General features: G+C 31.4%; 29 protein-coding genes and 1 riboswitch. Of the genes, 21 read left to right on the top strand and 8 right to left on the bottom strand.

Translation table 11 applies throughout. The features are described 5' to 3' along the window. Positions 1-12: 12 nt before the first annotated feature. From KVH43_RS03865 to KVH43_RS03845, 5 genes are all read left to right on the top strand, one after another. Entirely contained in the window at positions 13-780 is a 768-nt protein-coding gene (locus KVH43_RS03865; RefSeq protein ID WP_218283562.1) for a TatD family hydrolase, read from the top strand. Positions 781-1,186: 406 nt separating this feature from the next. Continuing rightward, a complete protein-coding gene (locus KVH43_RS03860) occupies positions 1,187-2,218 on the top strand; it encodes a G5 domain-containing protein (RefSeq protein WP_218283561.1) in 1,032 nt (343 codons plus the stop codon). A 142-nt stretch (positions 2,219-2,360) separates the two neighbouring features. Then, entirely contained in the window at positions 2,361-2,891 is a 531-nt protein-coding gene (gene rnmV / locus KVH43_RS03855) for a ribonuclease M5 (RefSeq protein ID WP_218283560.1), read from the top strand. Between the two features lie 16 nt (positions 2,892-2,907). Then, positions 2,908-3,771: a 16S rRNA (adenine(1518)-N(6)/adenine(1519)-N(6))-dimethyltransferase RsmA gene (gene rsmA / locus KVH43_RS03850; RefSeq protein WP_218284066.1), complete on the top strand. Its 864-nt coding sequence runs from the start codon at positions 2,908-2,910 to the stop codon at positions 3,769-3,771. Positions 3,772-3,924: 153 nt separating this feature from the next. Continuing rightward, positions 3,925-5,202 (top strand): DUF7922 domain-containing protein, encoded by a 1,278-nt coding sequence (locus KVH43_RS03845; RefSeq protein WP_218283559.1) that lies wholly within the window; start codon positions 3,925-3,927, stop codon positions 5,200-5,202. A gap of 54 nt (positions 5,203-5,256) precedes the next feature. On the opposite strand, the gene KVH43_RS03840 is transcribed toward KVH43_RS03845, so the two are convergent. Together KVH43_RS03840 and KVH43_RS03835 are read right to left on the bottom strand one after the other, a co-directional pair. Continuing rightward, a complete protein-coding gene (locus KVH43_RS03840) occupies positions 5,257-5,691 on the bottom strand; it encodes a rhodanese-like domain-containing protein (RefSeq protein WP_218283558.1) in 435 nt (144 codons plus the stop codon). Positions 5,692-5,829: 138 nt separating this feature from the next. Continuing rightward, positions 5,830-6,240 carry a DUF3842 family protein gene (locus KVH43_RS03835; protein ID WP_218283557.1) on the bottom strand — a complete coding sequence of 137 codons (411 nt, stop codon included), beginning with the start codon at positions 6,238-6,240 and terminating at the stop codon, positions 5,830-5,832. A 188-nt stretch (positions 6,241-6,428) separates the two neighbouring features. Between KVH43_RS03835 and KVH43_RS03830 the strand changes: the two genes are divergently transcribed. Both KVH43_RS03830 and KVH43_RS03825 read left to right on the top strand, forming a co-directional pair. After that, on the top strand, positions 6,429-8,120 hold the full coding sequence (locus tag KVH43_RS03830; RefSeq protein ID WP_218283556.1) for an FAD-dependent oxidoreductase: 1,692 nt from the start codon (positions 6,429-6,431) through the stop codon (positions 8,118-8,120). Positions 8,121-8,249: 129 nt separating this feature from the next. Continuing rightward, a complete protein-coding gene (locus tag KVH43_RS03825) occupies positions 8,250-8,525 on the top strand; it encodes a metal-sensitive transcriptional regulator (protein ID WP_218283555.1) in 276 nt (91 codons plus the stop codon). 12 nt (positions 8,526-8,537) lie between these two features. Here KVH43_RS03825 and KVH43_RS03820 read toward each other — a convergent pair whose 3' ends face one another. The 3 genes from KVH43_RS03820 to KVH43_RS03810 all read right to left on the bottom strand — a co-directional run bounded on the left by KVH43_RS03820 (position 8,538) and on the right by KVH43_RS03810 (position 10,273). Further along, a complete protein-coding gene (locus KVH43_RS03820) occupies positions 8,538-9,002 on the bottom strand; it encodes a DUF3189 family protein (RefSeq protein WP_420829646.1) in 465 nt (154 codons plus the stop codon). A gap of 143 nt (positions 9,003-9,145) precedes the next feature. Further along, on the bottom strand, positions 9,146-9,562 hold the full coding sequence (locus KVH43_RS03815) for a flavodoxin (RefSeq protein ID WP_218283553.1): 417 nt from the start codon (positions 9,560-9,562) through the stop codon (positions 9,146-9,148). Between the two features lie 114 nt (positions 9,563-9,676). After that, complete coding sequence (locus KVH43_RS03810) at positions 9,677-10,273, bottom strand: DUF3793 family protein (protein ID WP_218283552.1); 597 nt, start codon at positions 10,271-10,273, stop codon at positions 9,677-9,679. A 274-nt stretch (positions 10,274-10,547) separates the two neighbouring features. Between KVH43_RS03810 and KVH43_RS03805 the strand changes: the two genes are divergently transcribed. The 4 genes from KVH43_RS03805 (at position 10,548) to KVH43_RS03790 (ending at position 13,695) form a co-directional block, all read left to right on the top strand. After that, positions 10,548-11,531, top strand: coding sequence for an ABC transporter substrate-binding protein (locus KVH43_RS03805; protein WP_218283551.1), 984 nt, complete (start codon positions 10,548-10,550; stop codon positions 11,529-11,531). Continuing rightward, positions 11,506-12,261 (top strand): ABC transporter permease, encoded by a 756-nt coding sequence (locus tag KVH43_RS03800; RefSeq protein WP_218283550.1) that lies wholly within the window; start codon positions 11,506-11,508, stop codon positions 12,259-12,261. Before KVH43_RS03805 ends, KVH43_RS03800 begins: the two co-directional genes overlap by 26 nt. Position 12,262: 1 nt before the next feature. Further along, complete coding sequence (locus KVH43_RS03795; protein WP_218283549.1) at positions 12,263-12,988, top strand: ABC transporter ATP-binding protein; 726 nt, start codon at positions 12,263-12,265, stop codon at positions 12,986-12,988. 21 nt (positions 12,989-13,009) lie between these two features. Continuing rightward, a riboswitch (cobalamin riboswitch) is annotated at positions 13,010-13,192 on the top strand. A gap of 296 nt (positions 13,193-13,488) precedes the next feature. Beyond that, positions 13,489-13,695: a hypothetical protein gene (locus KVH43_RS03790; protein WP_218283548.1), complete on the top strand. Its 207-nt coding sequence runs from the start codon at positions 13,489-13,491 to the stop codon at positions 13,693-13,695. Between the two features lie 30 nt (positions 13,696-13,725). Here KVH43_RS03790 and KVH43_RS03785 read toward each other — a convergent pair whose 3' ends face one another. Further along, the gene (locus KVH43_RS03785) at positions 13,726-13,974 is read right to left on the bottom strand and encodes a hypothetical protein (RefSeq protein WP_218283547.1); all 249 of its coding nucleotides are present in this window, start codon (positions 13,972-13,974) and stop codon (positions 13,726-13,728) included. 127 nt (positions 13,975-14,101) lie between these two features. On the opposite strand from KVH43_RS03785, the gene KVH43_RS03780 reads away from it, so the two are divergent. The 9 genes from KVH43_RS03780 to KVH43_RS03740 all read left to right on the top strand — a co-directional run bounded on the left by KVH43_RS03780 (position 14,102) and on the right by KVH43_RS03740 (position 22,616). Next, entirely contained in the window at positions 14,102-15,040 is a 939-nt protein-coding gene (locus tag KVH43_RS03780; protein ID WP_476695946.1) for an ABC transporter substrate-binding protein, read from the top strand. 47 nt (positions 15,041-15,087) lie between these two features. After that, a complete protein-coding gene (locus KVH43_RS03775) occupies positions 15,088-16,146 on the top strand; it encodes a FecCD family ABC transporter permease (protein ID WP_218283546.1) in 1,059 nt (352 codons plus the stop codon). After that, positions 16,143-16,934 carry a heme ABC transporter ATP-binding protein gene (locus tag KVH43_RS03770; protein WP_218283545.1) on the top strand — a complete coding sequence of 264 codons (792 nt, stop codon included), beginning with the start codon at positions 16,143-16,145 and terminating at the stop codon, positions 16,932-16,934. Before KVH43_RS03775 ends, KVH43_RS03770 begins: the two co-directional genes overlap by 4 nt. Before the next feature lie 251 nt (positions 16,935-17,185). Then, positions 17,186-17,860: a TMEM165/GDT1 family protein gene (locus KVH43_RS03765; RefSeq protein ID WP_218283544.1), complete on the top strand. Its 675-nt coding sequence runs from the start codon at positions 17,186-17,188 to the stop codon at positions 17,858-17,860. A 106-nt stretch (positions 17,861-17,966) separates the two neighbouring features. Next, positions 17,967-18,368, top strand: coding sequence for a hypothetical protein (locus KVH43_RS03760; RefSeq protein ID WP_218283543.1), 402 nt, complete (start codon positions 17,967-17,969; stop codon positions 18,366-18,368). Between the two features lie 118 nt (positions 18,369-18,486). Then, the gene (locus tag KVH43_RS03755) at positions 18,487-19,161 is read left to right on the top strand and encodes a response regulator transcription factor (RefSeq protein WP_218283542.1); all 675 of its coding nucleotides are present in this window, start codon (positions 18,487-18,489) and stop codon (positions 19,159-19,161) included. Beyond that, positions 19,158-20,615, top strand: coding sequence for a sensor histidine kinase (locus tag KVH43_RS03750; protein ID WP_218283541.1), 1,458 nt, complete (start codon positions 19,158-19,160; stop codon positions 20,613-20,615). The genes KVH43_RS03755 and KVH43_RS03750 overlap by 4 nt, the downstream gene beginning before the upstream one ends. A gap of 2 nt (positions 20,616-20,617) precedes the next feature. Beyond that, the gene (locus tag KVH43_RS03745; protein WP_218283540.1) at positions 20,618-21,502 is read left to right on the top strand and encodes a LysR family transcriptional regulator; all 885 of its coding nucleotides are present in this window, start codon (positions 20,618-20,620) and stop codon (positions 21,500-21,502) included. A 148-nt stretch (positions 21,503-21,650) separates the two neighbouring features. Next, positions 21,651-22,616, top strand: a complete 966-nt coding sequence (locus KVH43_RS03740; RefSeq protein WP_218283539.1) for a YeiH family protein — start codon at positions 21,651-21,653, stop codon at positions 22,614-22,616. 8 nt (positions 22,617-22,624) lie between these two features. Here KVH43_RS03740 and KVH43_RS03735 read toward each other — a convergent pair whose 3' ends face one another. After that, the gene (locus tag KVH43_RS03735) at positions 22,625-23,788 is read right to left on the bottom strand and encodes a M20 family metallopeptidase (protein ID WP_218283538.1); all 1,164 of its coding nucleotides are present in this window, start codon (positions 23,786-23,788) and stop codon (positions 22,625-22,627) included. 180 nt (positions 23,789-23,968) lie between these two features. On the opposite strand from KVH43_RS03735, the gene KVH43_RS03730 reads away from it, so the two are divergent. After that, positions 23,969-24,268 carry a DUF2325 domain-containing protein gene (locus KVH43_RS03730; RefSeq protein ID WP_218283537.1) on the top strand — a complete coding sequence of 100 codons (300 nt, stop codon included), beginning with the start codon at positions 23,969-23,971 and terminating at the stop codon, positions 24,266-24,268. A 60-nt stretch (positions 24,269-24,328) separates the two neighbouring features. On the opposite strand, the gene KVH43_RS03725 is transcribed toward KVH43_RS03730, so the two are convergent. Next, a complete protein-coding gene (locus tag KVH43_RS03725; protein ID WP_218283536.1) occupies positions 24,329-25,432 on the bottom strand; it encodes a GGDEF domain-containing protein in 1,104 nt (367 codons plus the stop codon). Positions 25,433-25,436 lie beyond the last annotated feature (4 nt).

The following is a 25,436-nucleotide window of genomic DNA, read 5'->3' as shown; positions in this document are numbered from 1 at the left end:
AGGAGGATATTTATGCTATTTGATACACATGCCCATTTGGATGATGGAAGGTTTGATAATGATAGGGAAAAAATAATAGAAAATGCAAAAGCTAATGGTATATCATATATAGTTAATCCAGGGGCAGATTTTGAGTCTTCAGTAAAATCTATAGAGCTAGCTAATCAGTATGATATGATTTATGCAGCAGTAGGGGTGCATCCACATGATGCAGAGGATGTGGATGATATGACATTATCACTTCTAAAAGGGTTAGCTAAAAAGCCAAAGGTTGTAGCTATAGGAGAAATAGGACTTGATTATCATTATGATCATTCTCCTAGAGATATACAAAGAGAAATATTTAGAAAGCAGATTGCTTTGGCAAAGGAAGTAAACCTTCCTATAATTATTCATGACCGTGAAGCAAATGATGATGTAATGCGTATTCTTAAGGAAGAGAAGGCTTTTGATACAGGTGTTGTAATTCATTGTTTTTCAGGAAGTAGAGAGCTTGCACGTCAATATATAAAGCTTGGTGCTTTTATATCTATTGCAGGACCTGTAACCTTTAAAAATGCTAGAAAAACAGTAGAGGTAGTAGAAAGCATCCCTCTTGAGTACCTTTTTGTTGAGACGGATTCCCCATATTTAACACCAGTACCTTTCAGAGGGAAAAGAAATGAAAGCTCTTATGTAAGATATGTAGCTGAAAGAATTGCTGAGATTAAGGGGTTATCATTAGAAGAAGTAGCTCATCAAACAACTGAAAATGCAAAGAAATTTTTTGGCATTAAATAATAAAAAACATAGGATAGTTGATCTATCCTATGTTTTTTATTATTTGAGGAGGTTCTTAACGTATTTTTCATGTAATTTCAGTAAGCGAGGTCAAGATTTATTTGGTACAAATAGAAATAATTTCATGTTTTGTGCATATAAATATATAGGACAAGGATATACTAAAGAAGGTTTATTAGATGATTAAAATTTGAAAATTTCCTGGGAAATACGGCGAAAATGAAAAATAAGGTAGAGGTTTGTGTAAATTAACGGGAACGATTCAAAAATTTGTTCAAAAATTTGACGAAAAAAGTTTTTTTGTATAGAATACTATAGATTGTTTAGAGACAGAGAGGCTTTCTGACAGCTAGGGGATTTTATAAAAGCCGCAGAAAAAGGCAATCAATAAGGAGGTAAAAGAACAATGGAAATACCCTTTAGGAGCATGAAATTTCTTACAAAGAGAAATTTTATGATTCTTATTAGTGTATTGGTGATTAGCTTTTTTTATGCTAGCCATGCACTGACAAAAGAGGTTGTCATCAAGGATGGTGACAAAGAAGTAAAGGTGGAAGGCATTTTCTTTCATGTAGAGGATGCAGTAAGGAAAGGAAAAGTAGCACTCCATCCACATGATCAGCTCTCAGAACCTTTAAAAGGAAAAGTAAAAAATGGTATGATTATTGCCATTAAAAGAGCCTATCCTGTAAATATACAGGTTGATAGGAAGCTTAAGGAGATTATGACGGCAAATGAAAAAGTAAAAGACATCTTAGATGAATATCATATATCCGTTGGAGAAAAAGACATTATTTCACCAGCATTAGATGCAAGTGTAAAAAAATATGAAACAATTAAAGTTGTAAAAGTAGAAGAAAAAGTGATCACAAAGAAGGAAACTATTCCTTATCAAAGCGTTATAAAATATAATGATAAATTGGAAGAAGGAAAAACAAAGATCATAAAGAAAGGTAAAAATGGATCAAGAGAAGCTAAATACAAAGTAGTATATGAGGATGGGATCATAGTATCAAAGGAATTGCTTGAAGAAAATATTTTGACAGAGGCAGAGGATGCAGTGATAGAAAAAGGGACAGCTATGTATATTGCAACTGCTAGAGGAAAGCTTAGAGTAAAAAAAGTTATTAAGATGACTGCAACTGCTTATGATGCTACTTTTGAGAGCTGTGGAAAACATCCGAGTCATCCAGAGTATGGGATAACTAGAAGTGGAACAAGGGTGCGACCGGGGGTTGTAGCTGTAGACCCGAGAGTAATTCCTTTAGGAACTAAACTGTATGTAAAAGCTCTTGATGGGTCAAAGGATTATGGCTTTGCAAGCGCTGAAGATACAGGTGGGGCGATTAAGGGAAAAAGAATAGATCTTTATTTTGAAAGTCCTAGAGATGTAGCAAGATATGGAAAAAGAAAGGTGTTAGTTTATGTTTTAGATTAGGGTAAGGAGTATTCCTTACCCTTGTTTTTGATTTATAGTTTTTTATAAAAAAGAAAATTAAAATTGATAAATTTCAGTTTTACATAAATGGTACTATATTGTACAATGATTTAAGAATCAAAAGAATATATGGAGGAAAACTATGATTAAGGAAGTTATTGTAGTAGAAGGACGAGATGATATGATTGCTGTAAAAAAAGCAGTTGATGCAGAAATAATTATAACGCATGGATTCGGGATAACAGAAGATGTATATAAAAGAATAGCATTTGCTCAAAAAAGGAAAGGGGTTATTATATTTACGGACCCTGATCATGCAGGAGAGAAGATTAGAAAAAATATCTCAAAGCGTATAAAAGGATGTAAACATGCTTTTTTACCTAGAGAACAGGCAACAAAAAATGGAGATATAGGTATAGAAAATGCTTCTTCTGAAAATATTATTGCAGCATTGAATAAGGTTAGAACGGAAAGTGAAGAAAAAAGAGATGTATTTAAACAGATAGACTTGATTAGAAATGATTTAATAGGATCTCATGAAGCAAGCAGAAGGAGAGATGAATTGGGAAAAATTTTAGGAGTAGGCTATGCAAATGCAAAGCAGTTTTTAAATAGGCTAAATAATTACGGTGTTACAAGAGAAGAATTTGAAAAAGCTTTAAAAAAATTATAATGGAGTAGGAGATATGATGGAGAGATTAGTTTTACCAAAAACAACAAAAGAAATTGTTAATAAATATGGGTTTAAGTTTTCAAAAAGCTTAGGACAAAACTTTTTAATTGATGAAAATATATTAGAAAAAATAGTTGATGGGGCAGAGGTAGAAAAGGATGATATAGTGATCGAAGTAGGTCCGGGGATTGGGACACTTACACAGGTATTAGCAGAAAGGGCAAAAAAGGTTATTGCTATTGAAATTGATCAAACATTAATCCCTATCCTTTCAGAAACGTTAAGGGATTACGATAATGTGGAAGTAATTCACAAGGATGTTTTAAAATTAGATATACATAGATTGATTGAAGAAAAATGTGAAGGAAAAGCAGTGAAGGTAATTGCAAACCTTCCATATTATGTAACTACGCCTATTATAATGAAGTTTCTTGAAGAAAAAGTACCCCTTAAAAACATGGTAGTGATGATTCAAAAGGAAGTTGCAGATAGAATGCAGGCAAAACCTAATACAAAGGATTATGGAGCATTATCTGTAGCTGTTCAGTACTATTGCGATCCAGAAATTATAACAAAAGTTCCAAGATCTGTATTTATCCCACAGCCAAAAGTAGAGTCAACAGTTATAAGATTAACTGTTCTGAAAACGCCTAGAGTGCATGTAAAGGATGAAAAAATGCTGTTTGCTGTAGTTCGAGCTGCTTTTGGAAAGAGAAGAAAAACTCTTTTAAATGCTCTTTCAAACAGTCCTTTACCAATAGAAAAAGAAAGCATAAAAAAGGCTTTGGAGCATAGTGGGATTGAAGAGAGGAGAAGAGGAGAAACCTTGACGATAGAAGAGTTTGCAAAGCTTGCTGATACATTGCAGGAATATTTGTAAAATATATTGGTGCTAGATATTACTTAGGATATCAAGTCCTTTAAGTAATGTTTGGCACTATTATTTTTTTGCAAAAAGTGAACTTATTTTATAGTTGGTACATATATTAATAGTAAGTGATAAAAAAGTTTTTGAACAGAGGGGAGGGTGATTATGGATAATAGAAAATATAGAAGATATTTTATTATACTTGATAAAGAAGATGACGGCTTTGAAAATAAACAAGGAAAAAAGCCAAAAGGATATGCAAAGATTGAAACAAAGAACGGAAAAGGTGTACTTAGTCAATATATACAAAATATGAAGTATTTTGATAATGGGGAATATATTTATAGAGGGTACTTAATAGGAACAAAGGATGGAAAGCAGCTTCATGCAGACAATGGTGTTTTTGTGATTGATGAAAATGGAAAAGGTGAGTTGACTTGGAAATTTGACCCCAATAATGTGGATGGTAAGGGAAATAGTCTAAGCGATTTCAATGTAATTGCTATTGTAGCAGAGTCAGCTGAGAAAAGAGAGAAATGGGAGGCTCCTTTAGTAGGATTTATAGACAAAAAGAGAGTAGACTGGAAGCATGTTTTAAAAAATGGGCATAAAATACAAGAAAAATTAGAGGTATCAAAAGAGCAGATAATTGAGAAGAAAGCAGTACAAGAAATACATGACTCTAATGAAGAAGTTAAGGAAGCAATAGTAGAAAAGGAGGATTTGAAAGTAGAGGAAGTAGAACATATTGAAAAAGAAGTAGAAGATATTCATAAAGAAGCTTTAAAAGAAGAAAGTGTAGAAGCTATTGGGCCAATGGAACAGAAAACAGAAGGACAAAAGGAAGTAAAGGTAAAAAAAGAAGAATTTACAGAGGAGTATCCACATAAAGACTCTAATGATCAGCATGAGCGTATAGATTATGGTGAAATGAAGTATTATGATTGTAAAAACCCACATCAATATTATCATCAATATTTTAAGATGATATGTGGATATGTGGAGAATATACTAAAATACTATAAAGAAATAGAACCATTTGAAAAGAATATAGATGATTGTAGATGGTGGAGGATTGATTTTAGTCAGCAAACATTATATAGAAATTTCTTGCCTTTTTATGGATATGTGAATAATATGTATTGTTATATTCCTTATAAGCACTATATGGGGTATTATCCACAACAAGTTTATAAGTATAAACACTATATTTTTGGGATTAAGAGTGATAAAAATAATGATCCTATTTATTATCTTTATGGCATACCAGGAAGGTTTATATTTAATGATCAGCCTTATGAAGGTATGACTGGATTTGTTTATTGGCATCCTATAGAAGATAAAAGTCCAGAAAAAGGAGATTATGGATATTGGATATTGCATATAGATGCAAAGACAGGTAAGGTAGCTATTCCATTAAAACCAACTATTCCTCCACGTTAGAAGCTCAACATCAAATAAATCCTTTCATCTTAAATTTAGATGAAAGGATTTATTTTATTCTAATTCATAAGGCCATTTTTCAATGCCTCCGTTTAGCATGTATATTTTAGAGAAACCATTGTTTGCCATCATCTCAGCTGCTTTTGCGCTTTTTTTATCATCTTTTCCATAGATCATATATATGCTGTCCTTATCATAATAGTCCAATTTTTTCTTTAGCTCTTTATATGTTAATTGTGTTGCGCTTGGTAGATGACTTTTTATATATTCTTCTTCATCTCTTATATCGAAAACGGTAATATCTGAATTTTTATCTAGAAGTACCTTTGCTTGTTCAGCAGATATTGTTTTGTAAGCATACTTCATAGTTTCTGAAAAGGTTTCATCAGAGCCTGACATGACCAATACGAGGATTCCAATAATAAGAATTATAAAAATGGCTAAAGCAATATAAAGCGTTCTTTTTTTAAAAACAAGAATTTTTAACATATTATCACCTCACACTGTGGCATCGTACTAATAATATATTTGTACAGAGCTTGTCTTATTCCTGAAATTTTGTTCATATGAATTAAAATTTTCCATTAAAATAACCATGAAGATTTTCTTTGTTAAAATCTTCATGGTTTAATTATTAAAATTATAAAGTTCTTCAACAATAGCCATAATCATCTCATTTATTTTAAAATCCATAGTTCCTACAATAGTTATATTGCATCTGTTCATTGGCAACAAAATTTTCCTTGCATTACTATCTGCTATATTTTGAGCCATATCAGGTGTTATTTCGCCCATCATGGCATTTGCTACAATAATAGCTATAGGTCCTACTATTACATCTACCTTCTGACTCATTACCTTAATGGCATTTTCTCCTGTTGCTCCTTTATGAGCTCCACCTTTAAGCATATTAGAGGTTGCGAGAGAATTTGTTCCCAAAGCTATGATTTCTATATTGTCCTTTATATGCTCTCTAATTTTCTCAACAATAGATCTGCCAAGTCCTCCACCTTGTCCATCAATTATAGCAACCTTCAATTTTATACCCCCCTTTATATGCTTTTTCATGCTCATTATTATATCATATTTCTATGATTGTGGCAGTACAAACTTTAGTCAATTGATTTTTAGTAAATTGAAGGTTATAGTTGACTTTTTGTCAAAGTAGAAGTACTATATAAATAAGATAACCCCCACCCGTGTGGGATGGAAGAAGGAGGAGAACTATGTCAAAAAAATATGTTGTTATCGGAGGAGTAGCATGTGGACCTAAGGCAGCTGCGAGGCTAAGAAGATTAGATGCGGATGCTGAGATTACAATAATAGAAAAGGGAGATATTTTATCTTACGGTGGTTGCGGACTTCCTTATTATCTTTCTGGAGAGGTTGAGGATTTAGAGGAATTATGGTCTACTCCTGTGGGAGTACAAAGAGATGAAAAGTTTTTTAAAAACGTTAAGAATATCAATGTACTTAGCAATACATTAGCAGAAAAAATTAACAGAAGTCAGAAAAAAGTTGAAGTTATGGATTTAAAAACAAATGAGAAGTTTGAGATTCCTTATGACAAATTAGTATTAGCAGTTGGTGCGGTACCTAATAAGCCTCCAATTAAAGGAATAGACCTAAACAATGTTTTTGAGCTTTATCATCCAAAAGATGCGAAAAAAATGAGAGGCATAGTGGAAGCTGGTAAAGTTAAAGAAGCTGTTATTGTAGGTGGAGGTTTGATAGGCTTAGAGGTTGCTGAAGCTTTAACAAAACAGGGAGTTAAGGTAACGGTTATAGAAATGATAGATAAAGTGCTTCCTAAAATGCTGGATGTTGAGATGAGTATGCTTCTTATGAAGGATATGAAAAAGAATAATGTAGATGTTCTAACTAGTACAAAGGTATTAGAATTTGAAGGCGATTCTGATGGGAATTTAAAAGCTGTAGTTACAGATAAAGGAAAGATTGATGCACAATTAGCTTTAATTTCTGTTGGTGTTAGACCTAATATTCAGCTTGCTCAAGAAGCTGGTCTTGAAATAAGTGATAATAGAGGAATAAAGGTTAATGAATACTTTGAAACTAGTGATCCAGATATTTATGCAGGAGGAGACTGTATAGATAATTATAACCTTGTATACAATCAAAGCTTATATACACCTCTTGGAGACTTAGCTAATATTCACGGTAGAATTATCGCTAATAATATTCATGGAAATAAAGAAAAGTTTCCTGGTACTGTAGGAACAAGTATTTGTAAAGTTTTTGATTTTAATGTAGCATCTGTTGGAATGACAGAAGAAATGGCAAAGAAAAAAGGAATAGATTTTGTTACTGTTCTTGCAGCTTCTCCTGATAAGGCGCATTTTTATCCAACTGGAAAACCTATTTTCATTAAGTTGATAGGAGAAAGACAAACAGGAAAAATTTTAGGAGCGCAAATTGTAGGCTATGGTGATGTTGCAAAAAGAATCAATATGGTAAGTATTGGTCTTTACTATGGAATTAAAGCGAAGGATTTAGCAAAAATGGATTTTGCGTATGCACCACCGTTCTCACCTGCAATGGATAACTTAATTGTTGCTGCAAATATTATGCAAAATAAGATTGATGGAATGGCAAAGGCTGTTTCTGTTATGGATGTAAAGAAAAAATTAGATAATAAGGAAGATTTTATACTATTAGATGTTCGGGGACCAGAAGAAGTGAAGACTATGTCTTTACCATATGAAAATGTTAAATATATTCCTTTAGGGGCTTTAAGAAAAAAATATGTTGAGCTTCCAAAGGATAAAGAGATCATAGCATTTTGCAAGATCAGCTTAAGAGGCTATGAAGCTCAAAGAATTTTAGAGGAAAAAGGTTTTGAGAATGTGAAATTTATGGATGGTGGAATTATAAGCTGGCCATTTGAGTGTAATATGTAAAAACTCTTAATAAGCATCTGTCAACTTCATCAAGACAGATGCTTAAACTTTTTAATACATTTATTTACATCTGATATTATATACTATAGAAGAAAGAAGATATTTTTATGAAAGAAGGGATGATTTTTTATGTCTACAGAAGATGCAAAAAAAGATATTATCAATAGATTAAGAACTATAAAGGGGCATATAGCAGGAATAGAGAAAATGGTAGAAGATAATACAAAAACTTGTGATGATATATTGCTTCAGATTGCTGCAATTAGAGCTTCTGTTCATAAGGTAGGCTTAGTTATATTAGAAAACTATGCAAAGGATTGCTTTATTAATCAAAAGGAAGGGGATTATATAAGCAAAGAAGAAGTAGAAAAAGTTCTAAAAACGATTGCAAAATTTGTAAAATAGCACCTTATAAATTTACGGTGCTATTTTTAATTTTGTCTTTTTTACAATTTCGATAATTTTTGGATATGCTTTTATTGTACCGTAGGTAACAATAGGTCGTCCAAAAGCTACTAAGCCTAGTCTTCTGGAGCTTCCTCCACCAATGCGCATAATATTATTGACAGCAGGAGAAGTGTCTACACATAAAGCTTCTCTTTGATCTTTATTGATCATATCAAGTACTGTTTTGATGCTGTTTACGGCTAAATGGGGAGCGTATTGTCTGCTGAGCGTATAAACAGAATTGTTATATTCGTCATTTCCGTGATAAATCAGTCTGCCGATATCTTTTTTTTCTAAGCGATCAAATAAAGGGATACTAAGGATTTCATCTTTTGTAGGCAGACGATTTATTGGTAGCCGATGAAGATGTATACTAGCTGCAATAATAGTGGAATGCGTTCCTCCTACATCGTGATATATTATATGCAAAAGCATCACCTTTTCTATTTTTATATGAAGTATTTATCATATATAGGATTTGACACTTTGTATAAATATATACTTCTTATATTATATATAGGGATCTAACTTCAAAACGAAATATATAAACCCCCTAAAATTAGGGGGTATGTTGTATACTATTTTGCTAAATCTTCTCCTAAAGCTTTGCAAATATCTAGTCCTTCATCATCAGGCGTTAAACGAATTATTACTCCTTCTCCGATTACATTAGCACCGTAGCTTTGCATTCTTTCTACCCAATCTCTCATCCATTGACCATCGCCCCAATCATATGAACCAAATAGAGCAACAGGCTTTCCAGAAACACAATCTGCAATAGATTCAATAAAAGGCTCCATAAAAGTTTCTTCTAAAACCTCGGCACCCATAGAAGGACAACCTAAAGCTATAGCATCAGCATTTAGTACATCATCTTTTGTTGCAGATTCAACACTCAATAATTTTGCATCACTGCCAGCCCCTTGTGCTACAGCTTCTGCCATTAATTTTGTATTTCCAGTCCCACTCCAATAAATTACAGCTATTTTTTTCATAATAAACCCTTCTTTCTATTATATTATTTTCATTTTCGATTATAGATAAACAACATCAACATTAAGAAGTTGTTTATCTTATCGAAAATGGTAAATGCTTTTATTTAATAGACTTTATGCATAAGATAATATTTGATCTATATGACTAAAGGCTAATAATTTCTTGATTTGATTTTTTGCCTTTAAAAATTCATTATATGTTTGATCTGACAGAGTAGCGTCTCCATATACCCTCCAACCATTTACTTTAGTAAGTCTTAAAGATGGATGTCCCATAAACCCAATGACATCCTTCAAAGGATATCCAAGAAAAAGACCTATTTCATCAGGCATTGTTCCTTGCATTATTTTATCAATCATATGATTGAGGTAATCTTCTAAATTATATACTTTTGGATAGCCTATGCTTTTTAAGAATCTTGCATTTCTAGGATCTTTTAATACAGCTTCTAAAGATTTAGTCTGATAAAAAAATACTTTTGTACTTTGATGAGAAAAAGGAAATATTTTATAGGATATTTTTTTGCAATTTCTAAAATAATAATGAATTTTATGTATTTTTTCATCAAAAGCTTTATCATTGTTTGGAAAGCTTAAAAGCTCTGATGGCTTTGCTCCGAGAATAACAGGACCTAAAATTTGAACAAGCCATTTTATAAAATTATCATTGCTTTGTTTAAAACAAACAGGTTTATTTTCTATTTGAAGCATACCAACGCCACCCTTCTAAATGATAACAATTATCACTTGTGTTTATAATAACAAACTACAACTGTTTTGTCAATAATAATTATCATTATCAATTAAAAAATTAAAAATGGTTTTAAGCTTCCAATTAAAAATTGTGTTATACTGAGGATAGTTATTTTGTTGTTTAAACGAAATATAAAAGATAGTTTATTCCAGATAACTTTTGAAAAAGTTATCGAAGTCATTCACTTATCTTTATAGATTTCTTTTTTAATGTTAATGAGGAGGGATTTTTATGAAAAAAGTATTATCTTTTATGATGATTTTAGTGCTGCTTTTTACTGCTGTAGGTTGTTCAAAAAAAGAAGCTAAATATGAAAACAAAAAAGAAGCTGTAAAGATTGCTGGGCTAAAAGGACCTACTTCTATAGGGATGATAAAAATGTTTGAAGAAAAACCTTCATTAGGGAAAAATATAGATACTTCTTATGAGGTAGTAGCAAGTCCTGATCTTTTGGTTTCGAAGCTATTATCAAAAGAGGTTGATTTTGCAGCTCTTCCTACAAATGTAGCAGCAAAGCTTTATAATAAGGGAGCAGGTTATAAGCTTGTGGCTGTAAATACATTGGGTGTTCTTTATATGATGAGTCAAGAAGAGGTTATTAATGATTGGGATGATTTAAAGGGGAAAAAGATTAACGTTATAGCAAAAGGTTCAAATCCTGATGTAGTATTTAAGTATTTACTACAAAAAAATGGATTAGACCCAGAAAAAGATGTTGTACTAGATTATACATTATCTCATGCTGAGCTTGCACAAGCTGTAGCTGCTGGGAAGGTAGATATAGCAGTACTTCCAGAGCCATTTGTAACAATGGTTAGTATGAAAAATAAAAATGCAAAAATTACCATGAATATTCAAGAGGAATGGCAAGCTGTACTAGGGGAAAGTGCAGCGTTAGTGCAAGGCTGTTTGGTTGTAAGAGAAGAGTTTGCAAAAGAAAATCCAGAAATTGTGAATAATTTTTTGGAAGAATATAAAAAATCTGTTAATTGGGTAAATAAAAACAATGAAGAGGCTGGAAAGCTAGTTGAAAAGCATGGTATTGGTATGAAGGCAAAAATGGCTGAGTTAGCTATTCCGAGATGCAATATTGTTTTTCAGGATGCACAAAAATCGCAAAAAACAGTAGAGGGATATTTGAAGGTGCTTTATGATTTTTCACCAAAAGCTGTGGGAGGAAAGCTTCCAGATGAGAATTTTTACTATAAAAAATAAGCTTCCTACAATATTATCTATATTGCTTTTACTATTTATTTGGAGAATGAGCTCGGAAATAATTGCTTCGAAGATCATTCTCCCTTCTCCTGAAGCTACATGTAAAAGTTTATTGATTTTGATGAAATCAGAGAATTTTTTTAAAATAGTGCTAATGACTATAAAAAGAGGATGCATCGGATTTTTTTTATCTTGTTCTTTAGGACTTTTGATAGGCTTATTAACAGGAAGTCATCTGTTTTTAGAAAGGCTTATAGAGCCTATTTTAGTGGTTATTAAATCTACCCCTATTATGTCTATTATTATCTTAGCATTAATTTGGTTTAAGACAGAGTATGTACCAATTTTTGTTAGTTTCTTAGTGGCTTTTCCTATTATATGTGTAAATGTTTCTGAAGGAATAAAAAGTGTAGATGTGAAGCTTTTAGAGATGGCTAAAATATACCATGTGAGAAAATATAGAATTATCTTAGAAATATATCTTCCAGCGATCTCACGTTATTTTTTAGCAGGCGTTTCTACTGCTATGGGAATAGGCTGGAAGGCTGTTATTGCAGCAGAAGTTCTAAGTCAGCCAAATTTTGCGATAGGTACAAGCCTTTACAATGCAAAGGTTTATATTGAAACAGAAAATGTCTTTGCATGGACAGTGATAGCTGTGTTATTAAGCTTTATATTTGAAAGAGCTATAAGAATATTAGAAAAAAAGATTATGCGATGGAGAGGTTAATATGACCCTAAAGATTCAACAGTTATATAAAAGCTATCAAAGGCTTGTAGTATTTGAAAACTTTAATATAAATATTCCACAAGAACATATTACTTGTATTTTGGGTCCATCAGGATGTGGAAAAACTACTTTGTTAAATACGATTAGTGGAATTGTTAAAGCTGAAGCAGGAGAATTTTTAGGATTTGGTGATAAAGTTATTGGGTATCTTTTTCAGGAACCACGGCTTCTACCGTGGAAGAGTGTATGGGGGAATATTGAATTTGTATTAAAGGATGTTTATTCAAAGGAAGAAAGGGAAAAAATCATATCCCAATATATAAAAATGGTGAATTTAGAAGGCTTTGAAGATTATTATCCAAAGGATATTAGTGGTGGAATGCTGCAAAGAGTTGCTATTGCTAGGGCTTTTGCATATCCTTCTGATATTCTACTTATGGATGAACCTTTTAAGGGATTGGATTTAAAGATAAAAAGAGAGCTTATTGATGCTTTTATTAAGCTATGGATGAAAGATCTGAGAACAGTGATTTTTGTAACACATGACATAGAAGAAGCCATAAGCTTAGGGGATAGGATTTATATTTTTAGTAAGGCACCTGTCAAAATAAAAAAGAGCTTTGAGATTGCTACTGCGAAAGAGAAAAGAAGCTTAGAGGATGAAAGCTTAATAAAGATAAAAAAAGAGATTCATGATATTTTATTTATTGACGATTTGGATACTTAATGGTATAATGAGATGAAATTAAATATGGTGATTGCATTAGGTACCTTTTTTAAGGTTTAATAGGGAAGTTCGGTGAAAATCCGGCGCAGCCCCCGCTACTGTAAATGATGACGAAACCTCAAGCAACCCACTGTGAAAACGGGAAGGGGAGAGGGAGTAGGAAGATTCATGAGTCAGGAGACCTGCCTATTGTGTATGTTACTACCTTCGGTGGGAAGGCCAGGAAACAAAGTAAAAGCTTACATATTATTTTATATGGAGTATGTTTTGTCCTGTCTTCTGACAGGACTTTATTGTTTTAGGAAAGGAGGCTGATAGGAATGAATGATTTAGTATATGGATTAAGCACATTAATCCCTTTCCCACTAGATACCATATTTTCAGACAATTATATTAAACTACTAAAATTTGTTTCTTATGGCCACTTTCCAGAACCACCTAATCAAGTTCAAGTCTTATAAAGATGGTATATTGATTTGAATTTGAAAGGAGAGCTTAATATGGTGGTTAGTATGTCTATGTATAAAAAATTAAAAAGCAACAGTAGAATGATAACAGGAAATATGAAAGCAGATAAAGTGTATGAAAACTTATTCCTTCGAAAGTCTGTAAAAAATAAAAGAGAACTAAAGGAAGTTTTTTGGAAGGAATTAAAGCAATCTTTTATTCATAATGAAAGGCCCATTAAAAATCTTATATATAGATAAAAAAAGAGCCTTGCTAGTGAAGGCTCTTTTTTATTGAATTTTTAGCCGCTGCATAAGATTTTTTACGGTTTTTTCAAAAGCAATTAAATAATATTTGTTTCCTAATTCTTTTTCGCATTGCTGAATTTTTTTTAGTTCTTCATCAGTGAGCTTAGCAAAGGGTGGGATTTTATTTAATTGTTGATATTGCTGATAAGTGATATACTGTAATTGCCAAACACGATAAAGACATTTTTGATACTTTAAATATAGATCATAATTATATGGATAATAATTCATTTAGCTTGTACCTCCTTTTGTAATAATATATGAAAAAACATAAAGCTTGTTCCAAATAAAGCATTTGAATAGATAAATAAAAATTACACAAAATATAATAAATGCAAAATAGGATGGAGGTGTAGTTGTGCTTAAAAAGAATAGATGGATATCAATATTTATGATCATCATTTCTATAATATTGTTTTGTTCTTGTGCTAAAACAAATGAAAAAGTAGAAGAACAAAAAGAAGCTGAAAAAAAGGGTCAGTATCCACTTACAATTGTTGATTCTTACAATCGGGAGGTTATAATTGAAAGTGAGCCTAAGAGAGTTGTATCTATTGCTCCAAATATAACAGAAACTATATTTGCTTTAGGGGCAGGTGAAAAATTAGTAGGAAGAACAGATTACTGTGATTATCCAGAAAAAGTAAAATCGATAGCGAGTATAGGAAGTCTTATGGAACCAAATATTGAAAAAATTGTAGCTTTAAAGCCTGATTTAGTAGTTGCATCTACTCATTTTAAGGAAGATGTACTAAACAAATTGGAGGAATTGAATGTAAAGGTTATTGTTCTTTATGGAGAGGAAAGCTTTGAAGGAGCTTATGCAATAATCGGTAAATTAGGGAAGGTGCTTAATGCACAAGAAGCATCAGAAAAAATCATATCTAGTATGAAGGATCAAGTTAAAAATGTTATAGATAAAGTAAAAAATGCAGAAAGACCAGAAGTTTATTATGTGGTAAGCTATGGAGCAGGTGGAGATTATACTGCAGGAGAGGGAACATTTATTGATAAAATGATAAACTTGGCAGGAGGGAAAAATGCTGCTAGAGATACAACTGGATGGAAGTATAGCTTAGAAAAATTAATAGAGAAGGACCCAGATATATTAATATGCTCAAAGTATTATGATGCAAAGAAGGGAATTATGAATACAAATGGATACAAGGATTTGACAGCAGTGAAAGAAGGAAGATTGTTTGAGATAGATAATAATCTTCTCGATAGGCAGGGACCAAGACTTGCAGATGGTCTTTATGAATTAGCAAAAATAATACATCCAGAATTATTTAAATAGCAGATTATGATAATAAAGCTTGTTATGCTTTAAAGTGAGGAAAGTATATGACCTACATACAGAAAAGGAAAGGCTATAAAATTTTATTTATTTTTCTATTATTTTTATTGTGCGTATTAATTTTATTTGTAAGTACTCTTGGTGTTTCTGATATATCTTTTGTGGAAGCAGTTAAAATCTTATGTAGCAATATTCCATTTATAGGGAAATATGTTGTAGCAGATGCTATTAATGAGTCAAAAAAATTAATTGTTTTAGGGATCAGATTACCAAGAATTATATTGTCATCATTGATTGGTATGGCTTTAGCAGGATCGGGAGTAATATTTCAAGGTATTTTTAAAAATCCTATGGCAGATCCTTATGTGTTGGGGGTATCATCAGGAGCTGCTTTTGGTGCAACTATTGCAATTGTATTTGGCTTAGAAGCAACCTTCATAGGTTTTTGGGCAATAGCTATTATGGCTTTTATTGGTGCTATTACAGCGACATTAAGTGTTTATTATATAGCTAAGATTGGAAATAAGACCCCTATAATAACACTTTTACTTGCAGGAATAGCTTTAAGCTTTTTATTGTCTTCACTAATATCATTAATAATGACATTTCACAAAGAACAAATTGAAAAGATTGTTTTTTGGACGATGGGAAGTGTTTCTTCTGCAAGTTGGAAGCATGTGATATTTTGTGCTCCTGTTGTATTAATAGGGTGTATATTTTTTACTATGTTTGCTAGGGATTTGAATTTGATGCTGATGGGAGAAGAAACAGCAAAAAGTTTAGGAGTAGAAGTAGAAAAAATAAAAAAGCTCCTTCTTATTTTAGCTTCTATAGTGGCAGCATCAGCAGTTTCAGTAAGTGGAATTATTGGATTTGTAGGGCTGATCATTCCACACATTGTAAGGATAATAATAGGTCCAGATCATAGAGTGCTAATTGCTTTTACATTGGTTATGGGGGCAATATTTATGGTTATAGCAGATACCCTAGCAAGAACCTTAATGCCTCCAACAGAAATTCCAGTAGGAGTTATTACATCATTGTTTGGTACACCTTTTTTTATTTATATCCTTTATAAAAGTAAAAAACAAAATGCTATGAGGTGAAAAAGTTGACCTATCCAATAGAAATAGATCATCTGAACTGGAGCTTTGGAGAAAATAACATATTAAAAAATATTAGTGTGAAAATAGCAGAAAAAAAGTTTACCTGTATTATAGGACCAAATGGTTCTGGCAAGTCAACACTTTTAAAAAATATATTAAAGCTTCTATCGCCTCATAAAAAGTCTATTTATATTTATAGTGAAGATGTGGTGAATTTAAAATATAAAGATTTAGCGAGGAAAATTGCAGCTGTTCCTCAAAATACGATGGTAGATTTTGATTTTACAGTTATGGATATTGTTTTAATGGGTAGAAGTCCTCATTTGAAAAGATTTGAAGTAGAAAGTGAAGAGGATTTTCAAATCGTAAAAAAAGCAATGCAACTAACAAATACGTGGCATTTAAAGGATAGAGGAATCCATAAAATCAGTGGAGGAGAAAGGCAGAGAGTTATTATTGCTAGAGCTTTAGCACAGCAATCTCAAATTTTGATTTTAGATGAACCGATTTCAAATCTTGATATTCATCATCAAATTGAGGTTTTAAATATTGCGAAAGAATTGTGTACAAATAAGAATATTACAGTACTTGCAGTTTTGCATGACTTGAATTTTGCGATACAATATAGCGATTATTTAATTCTTTTAAATAAAGGAGAGATTATTGCAGAGGGTTTACCAGAACAAGTGATTACGAAAAAGAACATAAAGAAGGTATACAATATAGATGTCTATATGATGAAAAATCCTATAACTGGAAAGCCTCATATTATTCCGATAATTTCTTAAAGGATCATATTATTTTTTCCATATTGAAATAACTAATAATATATGATATATTGAAAATCGATGAAAATAAGCTATAAGGGAGTAGCCATGGAAAACTTCCATAAATATGAATCAACATACTGGTGAAAATACCTGGTTCTATTTACTTTAGCATTTAAAGGGGCGAGACTTATAGCTTAATAAAGCTACTATATAGTAGCTTTATTAAGCTATGGGTTTCGCTTTTTCAATTGATAAAAAGGAGGATAAAAATGCTTCAAGAATTTATTAGATCATTATTTTTAATATTCATAGCAGAGATGGGAGATAAAACACAAATATTAGCTATGGCTTTTGCAACTAGGTTTAAAGTTTATCAAGTATTATTAGGTGTATTTATAGGTTCATTTTTAAATCATGGGATTGCTGTAGCATTAGGTACTTATCTATCTAAGCTAATTTCAATAAATACGATTCAAATTATTGCAGGATTTTTATTTGTAGGCTTTGCTCTTTGGACTTTGAAAATGGATGAGGAGGATGAAGAGGAAAATAAAGGGAAAAATTATGGCCCTGTTTTAACAGTCGCACTGGCATTTTTCATAGGGGAGCTGGGAGATAAGACACAGCTTACAGCAATTACTTTATCTGTAGATGCAAATTTTCCAATATTTGTTTTACTCGGGACGGTATCAGGGATGGTATTTACTAGTGCATTAGGTATTTTTGTAGGGAGTAAAATTGGTGAGAAGGTTTCAGAATTTACAATGAAATGGGTTGCTGCTAGTATATTTATGTTTTTTGGCATAGAAAAGCTTTATAAAACCTTACCAGAGGAATATTTAACTACTGTAAATATAAGCATATTTTTTATTGTAATAATAGTTAGTATATATCTTTTATTAAAACCTGCTTTAAAAGCAAGAAAAAGACGAAGGCTTTTCTAAAAGCTTAATTTTGACAATATAAATACTTATAATTGTCACAAAGCTGTCACATTGGATGGATATAATAAACTCATCAAAGAAAATAAAAAAAAGGAGATGAGTTTTTATGAAAAAAAGAATCATTACTTTAGCATTAGGAGCACTTTTGGTGGTATCTAGCATAGGATTTTCCTTTGCTGCTGAAGGAGATACACAAACAAGGGAAACTTATGGAAGAGGTGGCATGAGATTATCCACGCAAAATCTTTCAGTAGATGAGCTGGTGAAGGTAAAGCTAGAGAGAATTGATGAGCTTGTAAAAGAAGGAAGATTTTCAAAAGAAAAAGGAGAAGAATACAAAAAAATAATTACAGAAAGAATGAAAGATTGTAGTACTGTAGGAGAAAATAGAGAAAAGCATGAAAGATTAGGAATTGGTTTTGGAAGAGGCTTTGGACAAGGTAGAGGTGCAAAGGATGGATCAGGTAGAGGTATGGGTCGAGGTATGAGATTTGCAAATCAATCATAATCTAAGGAGCAGAGTAAATCTGCTCTTTTTATATGTAAAAATTTTGATATAGCATGTATAGACAAGTACATATAAATTTTGTGTATAATAAAAATAAATAAGCTGTGGGGGTGAAAAAATGATTCGGAAGAAAATTTTAGTTGTTGAAGATGAAAGCAGAATGAGAAGATTAATAGGAGATTATTTAAAAAGAGAAGGCTATCATGTACTGGAGGCGAAAGATGGAAAAGAAGGTCTTCGTATTTTTGAAGAGGGAAATATAGATTTAGTGATTCTTGATATTATGATGCCTGCAATTGATGGTTGGACTGTTTGTAGAAAAATAAGAAAGGTATCTGATGTGCCGATTGTGATTCTTACTGCAAGAAGTGAAGAGTCTGATGAATTATTTGGATTTGAATTAGGAGCAGATGAATATGTGACAAAACCCTTTCGACCAAAGATTTTAGTAGCAAGAGTAAAAGCTTTGCTAAAGAGGAGAAGCATGAATATTGAAAAAACAATTATTTTTGATGGATTAGAGATAGATATGGATGCACACAGAGTAATTATTAATGGAGAAGAAATAGATATGACTCCTAAGGAATATGAACTTTTAGTTTATATGGCAAATAATCAAGGGAAGGCATTAAGTAGAGAGCAGATTTTAGATGGTGTATGGGGATATGATTATTATGGAGATTTAAGAACGGTGGATACACATATTAAAAGGCTTAGAATAAAGCTTAAGGATAAAAATGATATTATTCAGACTGTAAGGGGAGTTGGGTATCGATTTGAGGTGAAAAAATGAAAAACTCTATAAGAATAAAATTGTTCATGGCGCTTATATTTTTTACATTTATGATTGTGGGCTTATCTTGGACATTAAACACTAAATATTTAGAAAAATATTATTTGGAGAAGAAAGAGGAAACCCTTATTAAATATGGCAAAGAGATCAAAAACATGGTTAAGGATAATGTAGAGGATATAAATAGCGAATTGGGAAGAATAGAAAATACATTAGGTGGAAATATTATTATATTTTCAGCAGATGGATCAACGCTGTATTATTCATCTTTTCATAGAGGCGGAAATGGCTTTGGCAAAATGGGAATAAGGATGCTGTTGTCAAGTAGGGGAATAGAAGAGGTATTAGCTGGGAATAAGGTATTAGAAACCTTCGTACATCCAAAATTTAAGATGAAATTTTTAGTACATGCAGTACCTCTTGAAGGAAATAAAATTTTGATACTTGAAACCTCTGTTGGTGCTATCAAAGAAAGTGTAGAAATTGCAAAGGATTTTTATGTTTATATAGGAATGATTGCTTTGGTATTAGGAACAATACTTGCTCATTGGTTTTCAAAAAGATTTACAAAACCAATTGTAGAGTTAAACAGGGTTGCAAAATATATGGCAAAGCTGGACTTTAGCAAAAAATATAATGTAAAAGGCAAAGATGAAATAGCTCAGCTTGGAGAAACTATGAATTATTTATCAGACAGATTAGACCACACTATATCGGAGTTGAATAGAGCAAATAAAAAGCTTCAAGAAGATATTGAGAGAGAAAGAAAAATAGATCTTATGCGAAAAGAATTCATATCTAGTGTTTCTCACGAACTGAAAACACCAATAGCACTTATACAAGGATATGCGGAAGGACTCAAGGAGAATGTAGCAGATGAACAAAGTAAAGATTTTTACTGTGAAGTGATTATTGATGAGGCAGAGAAAATGGGAAAAATGGTAAAGGATTTGTTAGAATTATCAAAAATGGAGTCTGGAAATATTACCATCGATATGGAAACTTTTGATATATATGAACTTGTTGAAAAGGTTTATAACAAATACAAGCCTATTTTTGAAGAGGAAAATATTCATGGGATACTAGAAAAATGTGATGAAGATTTAAAGGTTATAGGAGAATCCTCTAAAATAGAACAAGTGCTGATTAATTTTATAAATAATGGAATAAATCATATAGGAGGAGAAAGAAATATAAAGCTTAGTATCAAAGGGGATAATGAAAAAGTAAGAATATCAGTATACAATACAGGAGAGCATATACCGGAAAAAGAACTTCAAAGAATTTGGGACAGCTTTTATAAGCTTGATAAAGCTAGAAATAGAGAATATGGAGGAACAGGGTTAGGATTATCTATTGTAAGAGGTATTCTTAAGCTGCATAATAGTGATTTTGGTGTTTTGAATAGGGAAAATGGTGTAGAATTTTGGTTTGAATTGAGAAAAGGAGATTAGTTATGTTTAGCAGTAGAAAAAATACTTTTTATATTTTAGCACAGTTGAGAAGCTTTACAAAAACAGCAGAGAAGCTTAATATTACCCAGCCGGCAGTTTCACAGCATATTAAATATTTAGAGGAAATGTATGGAGTTTCATTGATTAAAAAAGAAGGCAGAAAAATATTTTTAACAGAAGAAGGAAAATTTCTTTATGAACATATTAAAAAGATATTAGCTATGGAAAGGCAAATTACTAATATTTTAAAAAACCAAAGCAATATTATTAAAAGATATAGGCTTGGAGCGACAAAAACGATTGGTGCTTATTTGATCCCAGATATTTTAGGGAAATATAAAATGAAGTTTTCAAATCAAGAAGTTATCTTAGAGGTTGGAAATACAGAAAATATATTAAATAAGTTAGAAGATGGAGAATTAGATTTGGCTTTGGTAGAGGGACTTTTTAAGAAAGAAAAATATGATTATAAATTGTTAAAAAAGGATGAATTAGTACCTGTTTTTTCAGCTTGTCATCCTTTTGCAAGAAGAAAAAAAGTAAAATTAGGAGACGTATTAAATGAAAATTTGATTATTCGAGAATTAGGCTCAGGAACGAGAACCATTACAGAAAACTATTTGAAAACAAAAGGATATAACAAGGATAGGTACAAGATATTCATGGAAATAGGAGATATTACTGCTATAAAGTCTTTAGTTAAATGGAATCTAGGCTATAGTATTATTTCTAGAGAAGCTATAAAAAAAGAGATAGAAGAGAAAAGCTTATGCATTATAGAAGTCGAGGGTCTTATGATTGAAAGAGAATTTAATTTTGTTTGGAGAAAAGGGGAAAAAAGTAGTTTTATTGAAGATTTTATAAAGTTTTCTATTTCAACTTTATAGCAGTCTTATATAGATTGTTGTGTATGTGGTTTTTATTTTAGGAATTTAAAACAAGACGAATATATAATGTTATATTATATAAACATTATAATTAATAATTTTTAATAATACATAATTTTTGTTATCCTAAGATAAGGAGGTGGAGATATTGAAAAAATATATACCAGGACTTATTTTTGTTTTTTTGATTGGTGCGTTATCAAAATTACTTAATGAATGGCTGTCTCATAGCATTCAATTAGAAGCATTAACTATTGGTATTGTGCTAGGGATGCTGATTAAGAATACCTTTGGGGTGAATGAGAGCTTAAATCCAGGAGTAAAATTTTCTCTTAAAAAATTACTAAAGGTAGGAATTGTACTTTTAGGGTTTAAATTGAACTTTTCTGCTATAGCTAACTTAGGACCTAGCGTTTTATTAATGGTGGTTTCTTTTGTGTGCATTGCTTTGGTTTTAGTAAATTTATTGGGGAAAGTATTTAAGATAGATACAAAGCTAGCTACTTTAATTGGAGTAGGTTCAAGTATTTGTGGGGCATCTGCCATTGTTGCACTAACGCCTTGTATAGATGCAAAAGAAGAAGATTCTGTACTAGCTGTATCCATAATATCTTTATTAGGAGCAATAGGGGTTTTAGTTTATTCTGCTATTGCTGTAGTATCCCCTATGACAGATATTCAATACGGTATTTGGTCTGGAGTTTCACTTCAGGGAGTAGCACATGCACTGGCAGCAGCCTTTGCAAGAGAAGGATCAGGAGAGATTGGTACCTTTGTAAAAATGGCGAGAGTACTTATGCTAGTGCCTGTGTCTATTGTGTTAGGATTTATTTTTAATAGTTCAGGAGAAGGAAAAAGAGCAAGCTTTCCAATGTATGTATTGTATTTTATTGTAGCGGGTATAGTGTCATCCTTAGGAATTTTACCACCAGTTTTAATAATGTTGTTTACAAAGCTTAGCAGTTGGTTTATTCTTATGGCTATGATTAGTATGGGACTGATGGTAAAATTCAAAGCTATTAAGGATAAAGGAATAAAAGTTGTTTTTTTGGGAAGTACTTTATTTTCAATATTATCTGTTTCAACGTATTTTATTATTTTAAAATTTTTCTAAATAAAGCTTTATTTTTTTGCACATGTGAATTCTTTTTGTATATTATGTAAAAGGTCATGATTTTCTATGACATCAATACCCGTAAGTACTAAAGCGCCAATTGTTTTAAACATTTGATTATAAGCAAAAGGTTTATTGGTAGCATCTCTAAATTCTTTTGTATGTGAAGCAATAGGGGTTTTGCTTATACTAAAATAAGGATGAATTGTAGGACATATATGACTTACGTTTCCTGTATCTAATGAGCCAAAGCTTTCTTTTGGCTCATAAATTTTTTCTATACCCATATCCTTGAGCCTTTTACAATAAGCTTCAGACAATTTTTGATTAGTAACTAAATTATCATAGCTATATTCATAATTACGGATTTCAAGCTCTGTGCCAGTGGCTATAGATGCTCCCTTTGCGCAATTCTTTACTTTTTCTACTAGTTCCTTTAAATAGCTTTTGGTTGTTGCTCTTACATAAAACTGAGCAATAGCGAGATCTGGAACAATATTTGCAGCTTTTCCACCTTCTTTAATGATACCATGAACTCTAGCATCTGATTTTATATGCTCTCTTAATGCATTAATATTATTGAAAGTATTGATTACAGCATCTAGTGCATTGATTCCTTTCTCTGGACATGCTGCTGCATGGGCAGTACGCCCTTTGAAGGTAAATTCTATAGCTTCCATTGCTAAGGATTTTCCGCTTTTATAATGTTTATCTGCTGGATGTGATATCATTGCAACAGTAATATCATCAAAAGCACCTTTGTTTGCCATGTCTACCTTTGCACCGCATGTTTCTTCAGCAGGAGTTCCAAATACAACTACATTTCCTCCTATGGTTGATAGGATTTTACTTAAAACAATACCAGCGCCTGTGCTTGTTGTTCCCAAAATATTATGACCACAGCCATGACCGATTTCAGGTAGTGCATCATATTCTGCTAAGTATGCTATTGTAGGACCTGGCTTTGAACTTTTAAATACAGCACGAAAGGCTGTTTTTATGTTTAGATATTTTTCTTCAACAGCAAATCCATGTTTTTTTAACAAATCAATATGAGCTTTGCAAGCTTTTATCTCTTTATTTCCTAATTCAGGATTGTTTAGAATATATTCATTCAGTATAATCAATTCATCCTTTATCTCTTCTACAAGATGTAATACTTTTTTGAGCATTTGTAAAAGCCTCCTATTTTGATCTATTTTTTTTCTATTATACTACTTTTGTGAATTTTTTTACATATATAATTTATATTTATTCAAAAATTCATCTATGCTCAGTAGTTAGGGTTGACAAGAAAATTAATAGTCTATATAATAATGATAATCAATATCATTTAAAGAGGAGGGATAAAATTGACTGCATTGATCGTGGGAGGAGATCGGTTAGGAAGTATACCACAAGTATTAAACGAAAGAGGAATTGAAAACTATATACATTGGACAGGACGAAAAAAGGGAATGAGAAATAAAACGATCCCTACAAATATTGATATGATTATCGTTTTGTATGATTTTATAGAGCATAATCTAACAAATATTATAAAAAAAGAAGCTAAAAGTATGGAGGTGCCTTGCATATTTGCAAAAAGAGCAGGAAGTGATTTGGCTATGAAGTTAGATGTTTGCAAATATTGTAGAAGATGTTGTACATAGTAGCATTTATGTATTAAAAATGATGAGGAAAATGATTGATCATTTTCCTCATTATTTTTATCAATATGAATCTAAATATATTATTTCTTTAGAGCATTGAAGCTGATTTTTTCCTAAGCGTTTTGCTTCATATAAGAGATTGTCCACAAATGCTACAAAATTATGCTGGTTTGAAGAAGAAGGTTTGATAATCGCACTTCCTATTCCTCCACTGATTGTAATTTTTATTTTTTGATTATTTACATCAAAGGTATGGTTTTCAATTGCTTTTCTTATGCGTTCACAAATTTTCTTAGCTTCTTCTATAGATGCATTAGGAAAGATGATTGCAAATTCTTCACCGCCGTATCTAGCTCCAATATCTGTTTTCCTTATGTGATCATGTATTATTGAAGAAATTTCTTTTAAAATAGCATCTCCTACCAAGTGCCCATAAGTATCATTTACTTTTTTAAAATTATCGATATCCATTATGGTCAAACAAAAAGGTGTATTTTTTTTCTCTGAAGCTTCAATAACATCTTTTAGATATTTGTAGAAGCTTTTGTGATTATACATATTGGTCAGATAATCTTTTGAAGAAATTTCTTTTAAAACAGCATTTTTCTTTTTGATTTCTTCGAGCATAAAGTAAATCTGTGTTTCTAATCTATAAATTTCTTTCATAACAGAAGATAAAATATAGCTAAGCAGATAAAAAGAAAAGACGTTCATAATAAATTCTAAAGAAATTATGTCCTTTGGATGCCTCATGATAGTAACAATCGTATAGCATATAGTAATAAAAGAACTGAAAAGGGAAGAGCTTTTATGGTCAAATCGAATTGTTTGTAGTGTGATATAAATATAAAATAAATGGAATACAGGATGAAAAATATCATTTGATAGATATAAAAATATTGTTAAAAATATGCCATCTATAAAAGATAGATATAAATTAGGATGAAAGGTATAAACATTTTGAAAATATGTTTTTCTGATAAAATATATAAGTAAAACTAATAAATACAAACCATAAATCAATAAGAAAGCTTTTATATGAAAGTAAGAGTCAGATGTTGTGAAAATATGTGAAGTTAAAATGCCGAACAATAATATGATGAGTTGTATTCCTAGATAGAGTTCTTCTAATATTTTCATTCTGGAATTTTTAATATCCAACATATGC

Source organism: Crassaminicella indica, assembly GCF_019203185.1.
In the GTDB taxonomy this organism is placed as follows: domain Bacteria; phylum Bacillota; class Clostridia; order Peptostreptococcales; family Thermotaleaceae; genus Crassaminicella; species Crassaminicella indica.
The sequence above is the reverse complement of the archived record's forward strand: the minus strand, read 5'-3'. Positions and strand labels throughout refer to the sequence as shown.

What these genes read in the sequence shown, in the direction of transcription:
- KVH43_RS03790 (WP_218283548.1), top strand. Translation starts at nt 13,489, where the DNA reads ATGGTGGTTAGTATGTCTATGTATAAAAAATTAAAAAGCAACAGTAGA.
- KVH43_RS03800 (WP_218283550.1), top strand. Translation starts at nt 11,506, where the DNA reads ATGAGAATTTTTACTATAAAAAATAAGCTTCCTACAATATTATCTATA.
- KVH43_RS03775 (WP_218283546.1), top strand. Translation starts at nt 15,088, where the DNA reads ATGACCTACATACAGAAAAGGAAAGGCTATAAAATTTTATTTATTTTT.
- KVH43_RS03760 (WP_218283543.1), top strand. Translation starts at nt 17,967, where the DNA reads ATGAAAAAAAGAATCATTACTTTAGCATTAGGAGCACTTTTGGTGGTA.
- KVH43_RS03840 (WP_218283558.1), bottom strand. Translation starts at nt 5,691, where the DNA reads ATGTTAAAAATTCTTGTTTTTAAAAAAAGAACGCTTTATATTGCTTTA.
- KVH43_RS03725 (WP_218283536.1), bottom strand. Translation starts at nt 25,432, where the DNA reads ATGTTGGATATTAAAAATTCCAGAATGAAAATATTAGAAGAACTCTAT.
- KVH43_RS03825 (WP_218283555.1), top strand. Translation starts at nt 8,250, where the DNA reads ATGTCTACAGAAGATGCAAAAAAAGATATTATCAATAGATTAAGAACT.
- rsmA (WP_218284066.1), top strand. Translation starts at nt 2,908, where the DNA reads ATGGAGAGATTAGTTTTACCAAAAACAACAAAAGAAATTGTTAATAAA.
- KVH43_RS03820 (WP_420829646.1), bottom strand. Translation starts at nt 9,002, where the DNA reads ATGCTTTTGCATATAATATATCACGATGTAGGAGGAACGCATTCCACT.
- rnmV (WP_218283560.1), top strand. Translation starts at nt 2,361, where the DNA reads ATGATTAAGGAAGTTATTGTAGTAGAAGGACGAGATGATATGATTGCT.
- KVH43_RS03765 (WP_218283544.1), top strand. Translation starts at nt 17,186, where the DNA reads ATGCTTCAAGAATTTATTAGATCATTATTTTTAATATTCATAGCAGAG.
- KVH43_RS03830 (WP_218283556.1), top strand. Translation starts at nt 6,429, where the DNA reads ATGTCAAAAAAATATGTTGTTATCGGAGGAGTAGCATGTGGACCTAAG.
- KVH43_RS03810 (WP_218283552.1), bottom strand. Translation starts at nt 10,273, where the DNA reads ATGCTTCAAATAGAAAATAAACCTGTTTGTTTTAAACAAAGCAATGAT.
- KVH43_RS03845 (WP_218283559.1), top strand. Translation starts at nt 3,925, where the DNA reads ATGGATAATAGAAAATATAGAAGATATTTTATTATACTTGATAAAGAA.
- KVH43_RS03785 (WP_218283547.1), bottom strand. Translation starts at nt 13,974, where the DNA reads ATGAATTATTATCCATATAATTATGATCTATATTTAAAGTATCAAAAA.
- KVH43_RS03815 (WP_218283553.1), bottom strand. Translation starts at nt 9,562, where the DNA reads ATGAAAAAAATAGCTGTAATTTATTGGAGTGGGACTGGAAATACAAAA.
- KVH43_RS03795 (WP_218283549.1), top strand. Translation starts at nt 12,263, where the DNA reads ATGACCCTAAAGATTCAACAGTTATATAAAAGCTATCAAAGGCTTGTA.
- KVH43_RS03745 (WP_218283540.1), top strand. Translation starts at nt 20,618, where the DNA reads ATGTTTAGCAGTAGAAAAAATACTTTTTATATTTTAGCACAGTTGAGA.
- KVH43_RS03735 (WP_218283538.1), bottom strand. Translation starts at nt 23,788, where the DNA reads ATGCTCAAAAAAGTATTACATCTTGTAGAAGAGATAAAGGATGAATTG.
- KVH43_RS03755 (WP_218283542.1), top strand. Translation starts at nt 18,487, where the DNA reads ATGATTCGGAAGAAAATTTTAGTTGTTGAAGATGAAAGCAGAATGAGA.
- KVH43_RS03865 (WP_218283562.1), top strand. Translation starts at nt 13, where the DNA reads ATGCTATTTGATACACATGCCCATTTGGATGATGGAAGGTTTGATAAT.
- KVH43_RS03860 (WP_218283561.1), top strand. Translation starts at nt 1,187, where the DNA reads ATGGAAATACCCTTTAGGAGCATGAAATTTCTTACAAAGAGAAATTTT.
- KVH43_RS03805 (WP_218283551.1), top strand. Translation starts at nt 10,548, where the DNA reads ATGAAAAAAGTATTATCTTTTATGATGATTTTAGTGCTGCTTTTTACT.
- KVH43_RS03750 (WP_218283541.1), top strand. Translation starts at nt 19,158, where the DNA reads ATGAAAAACTCTATAAGAATAAAATTGTTCATGGCGCTTATATTTTTT.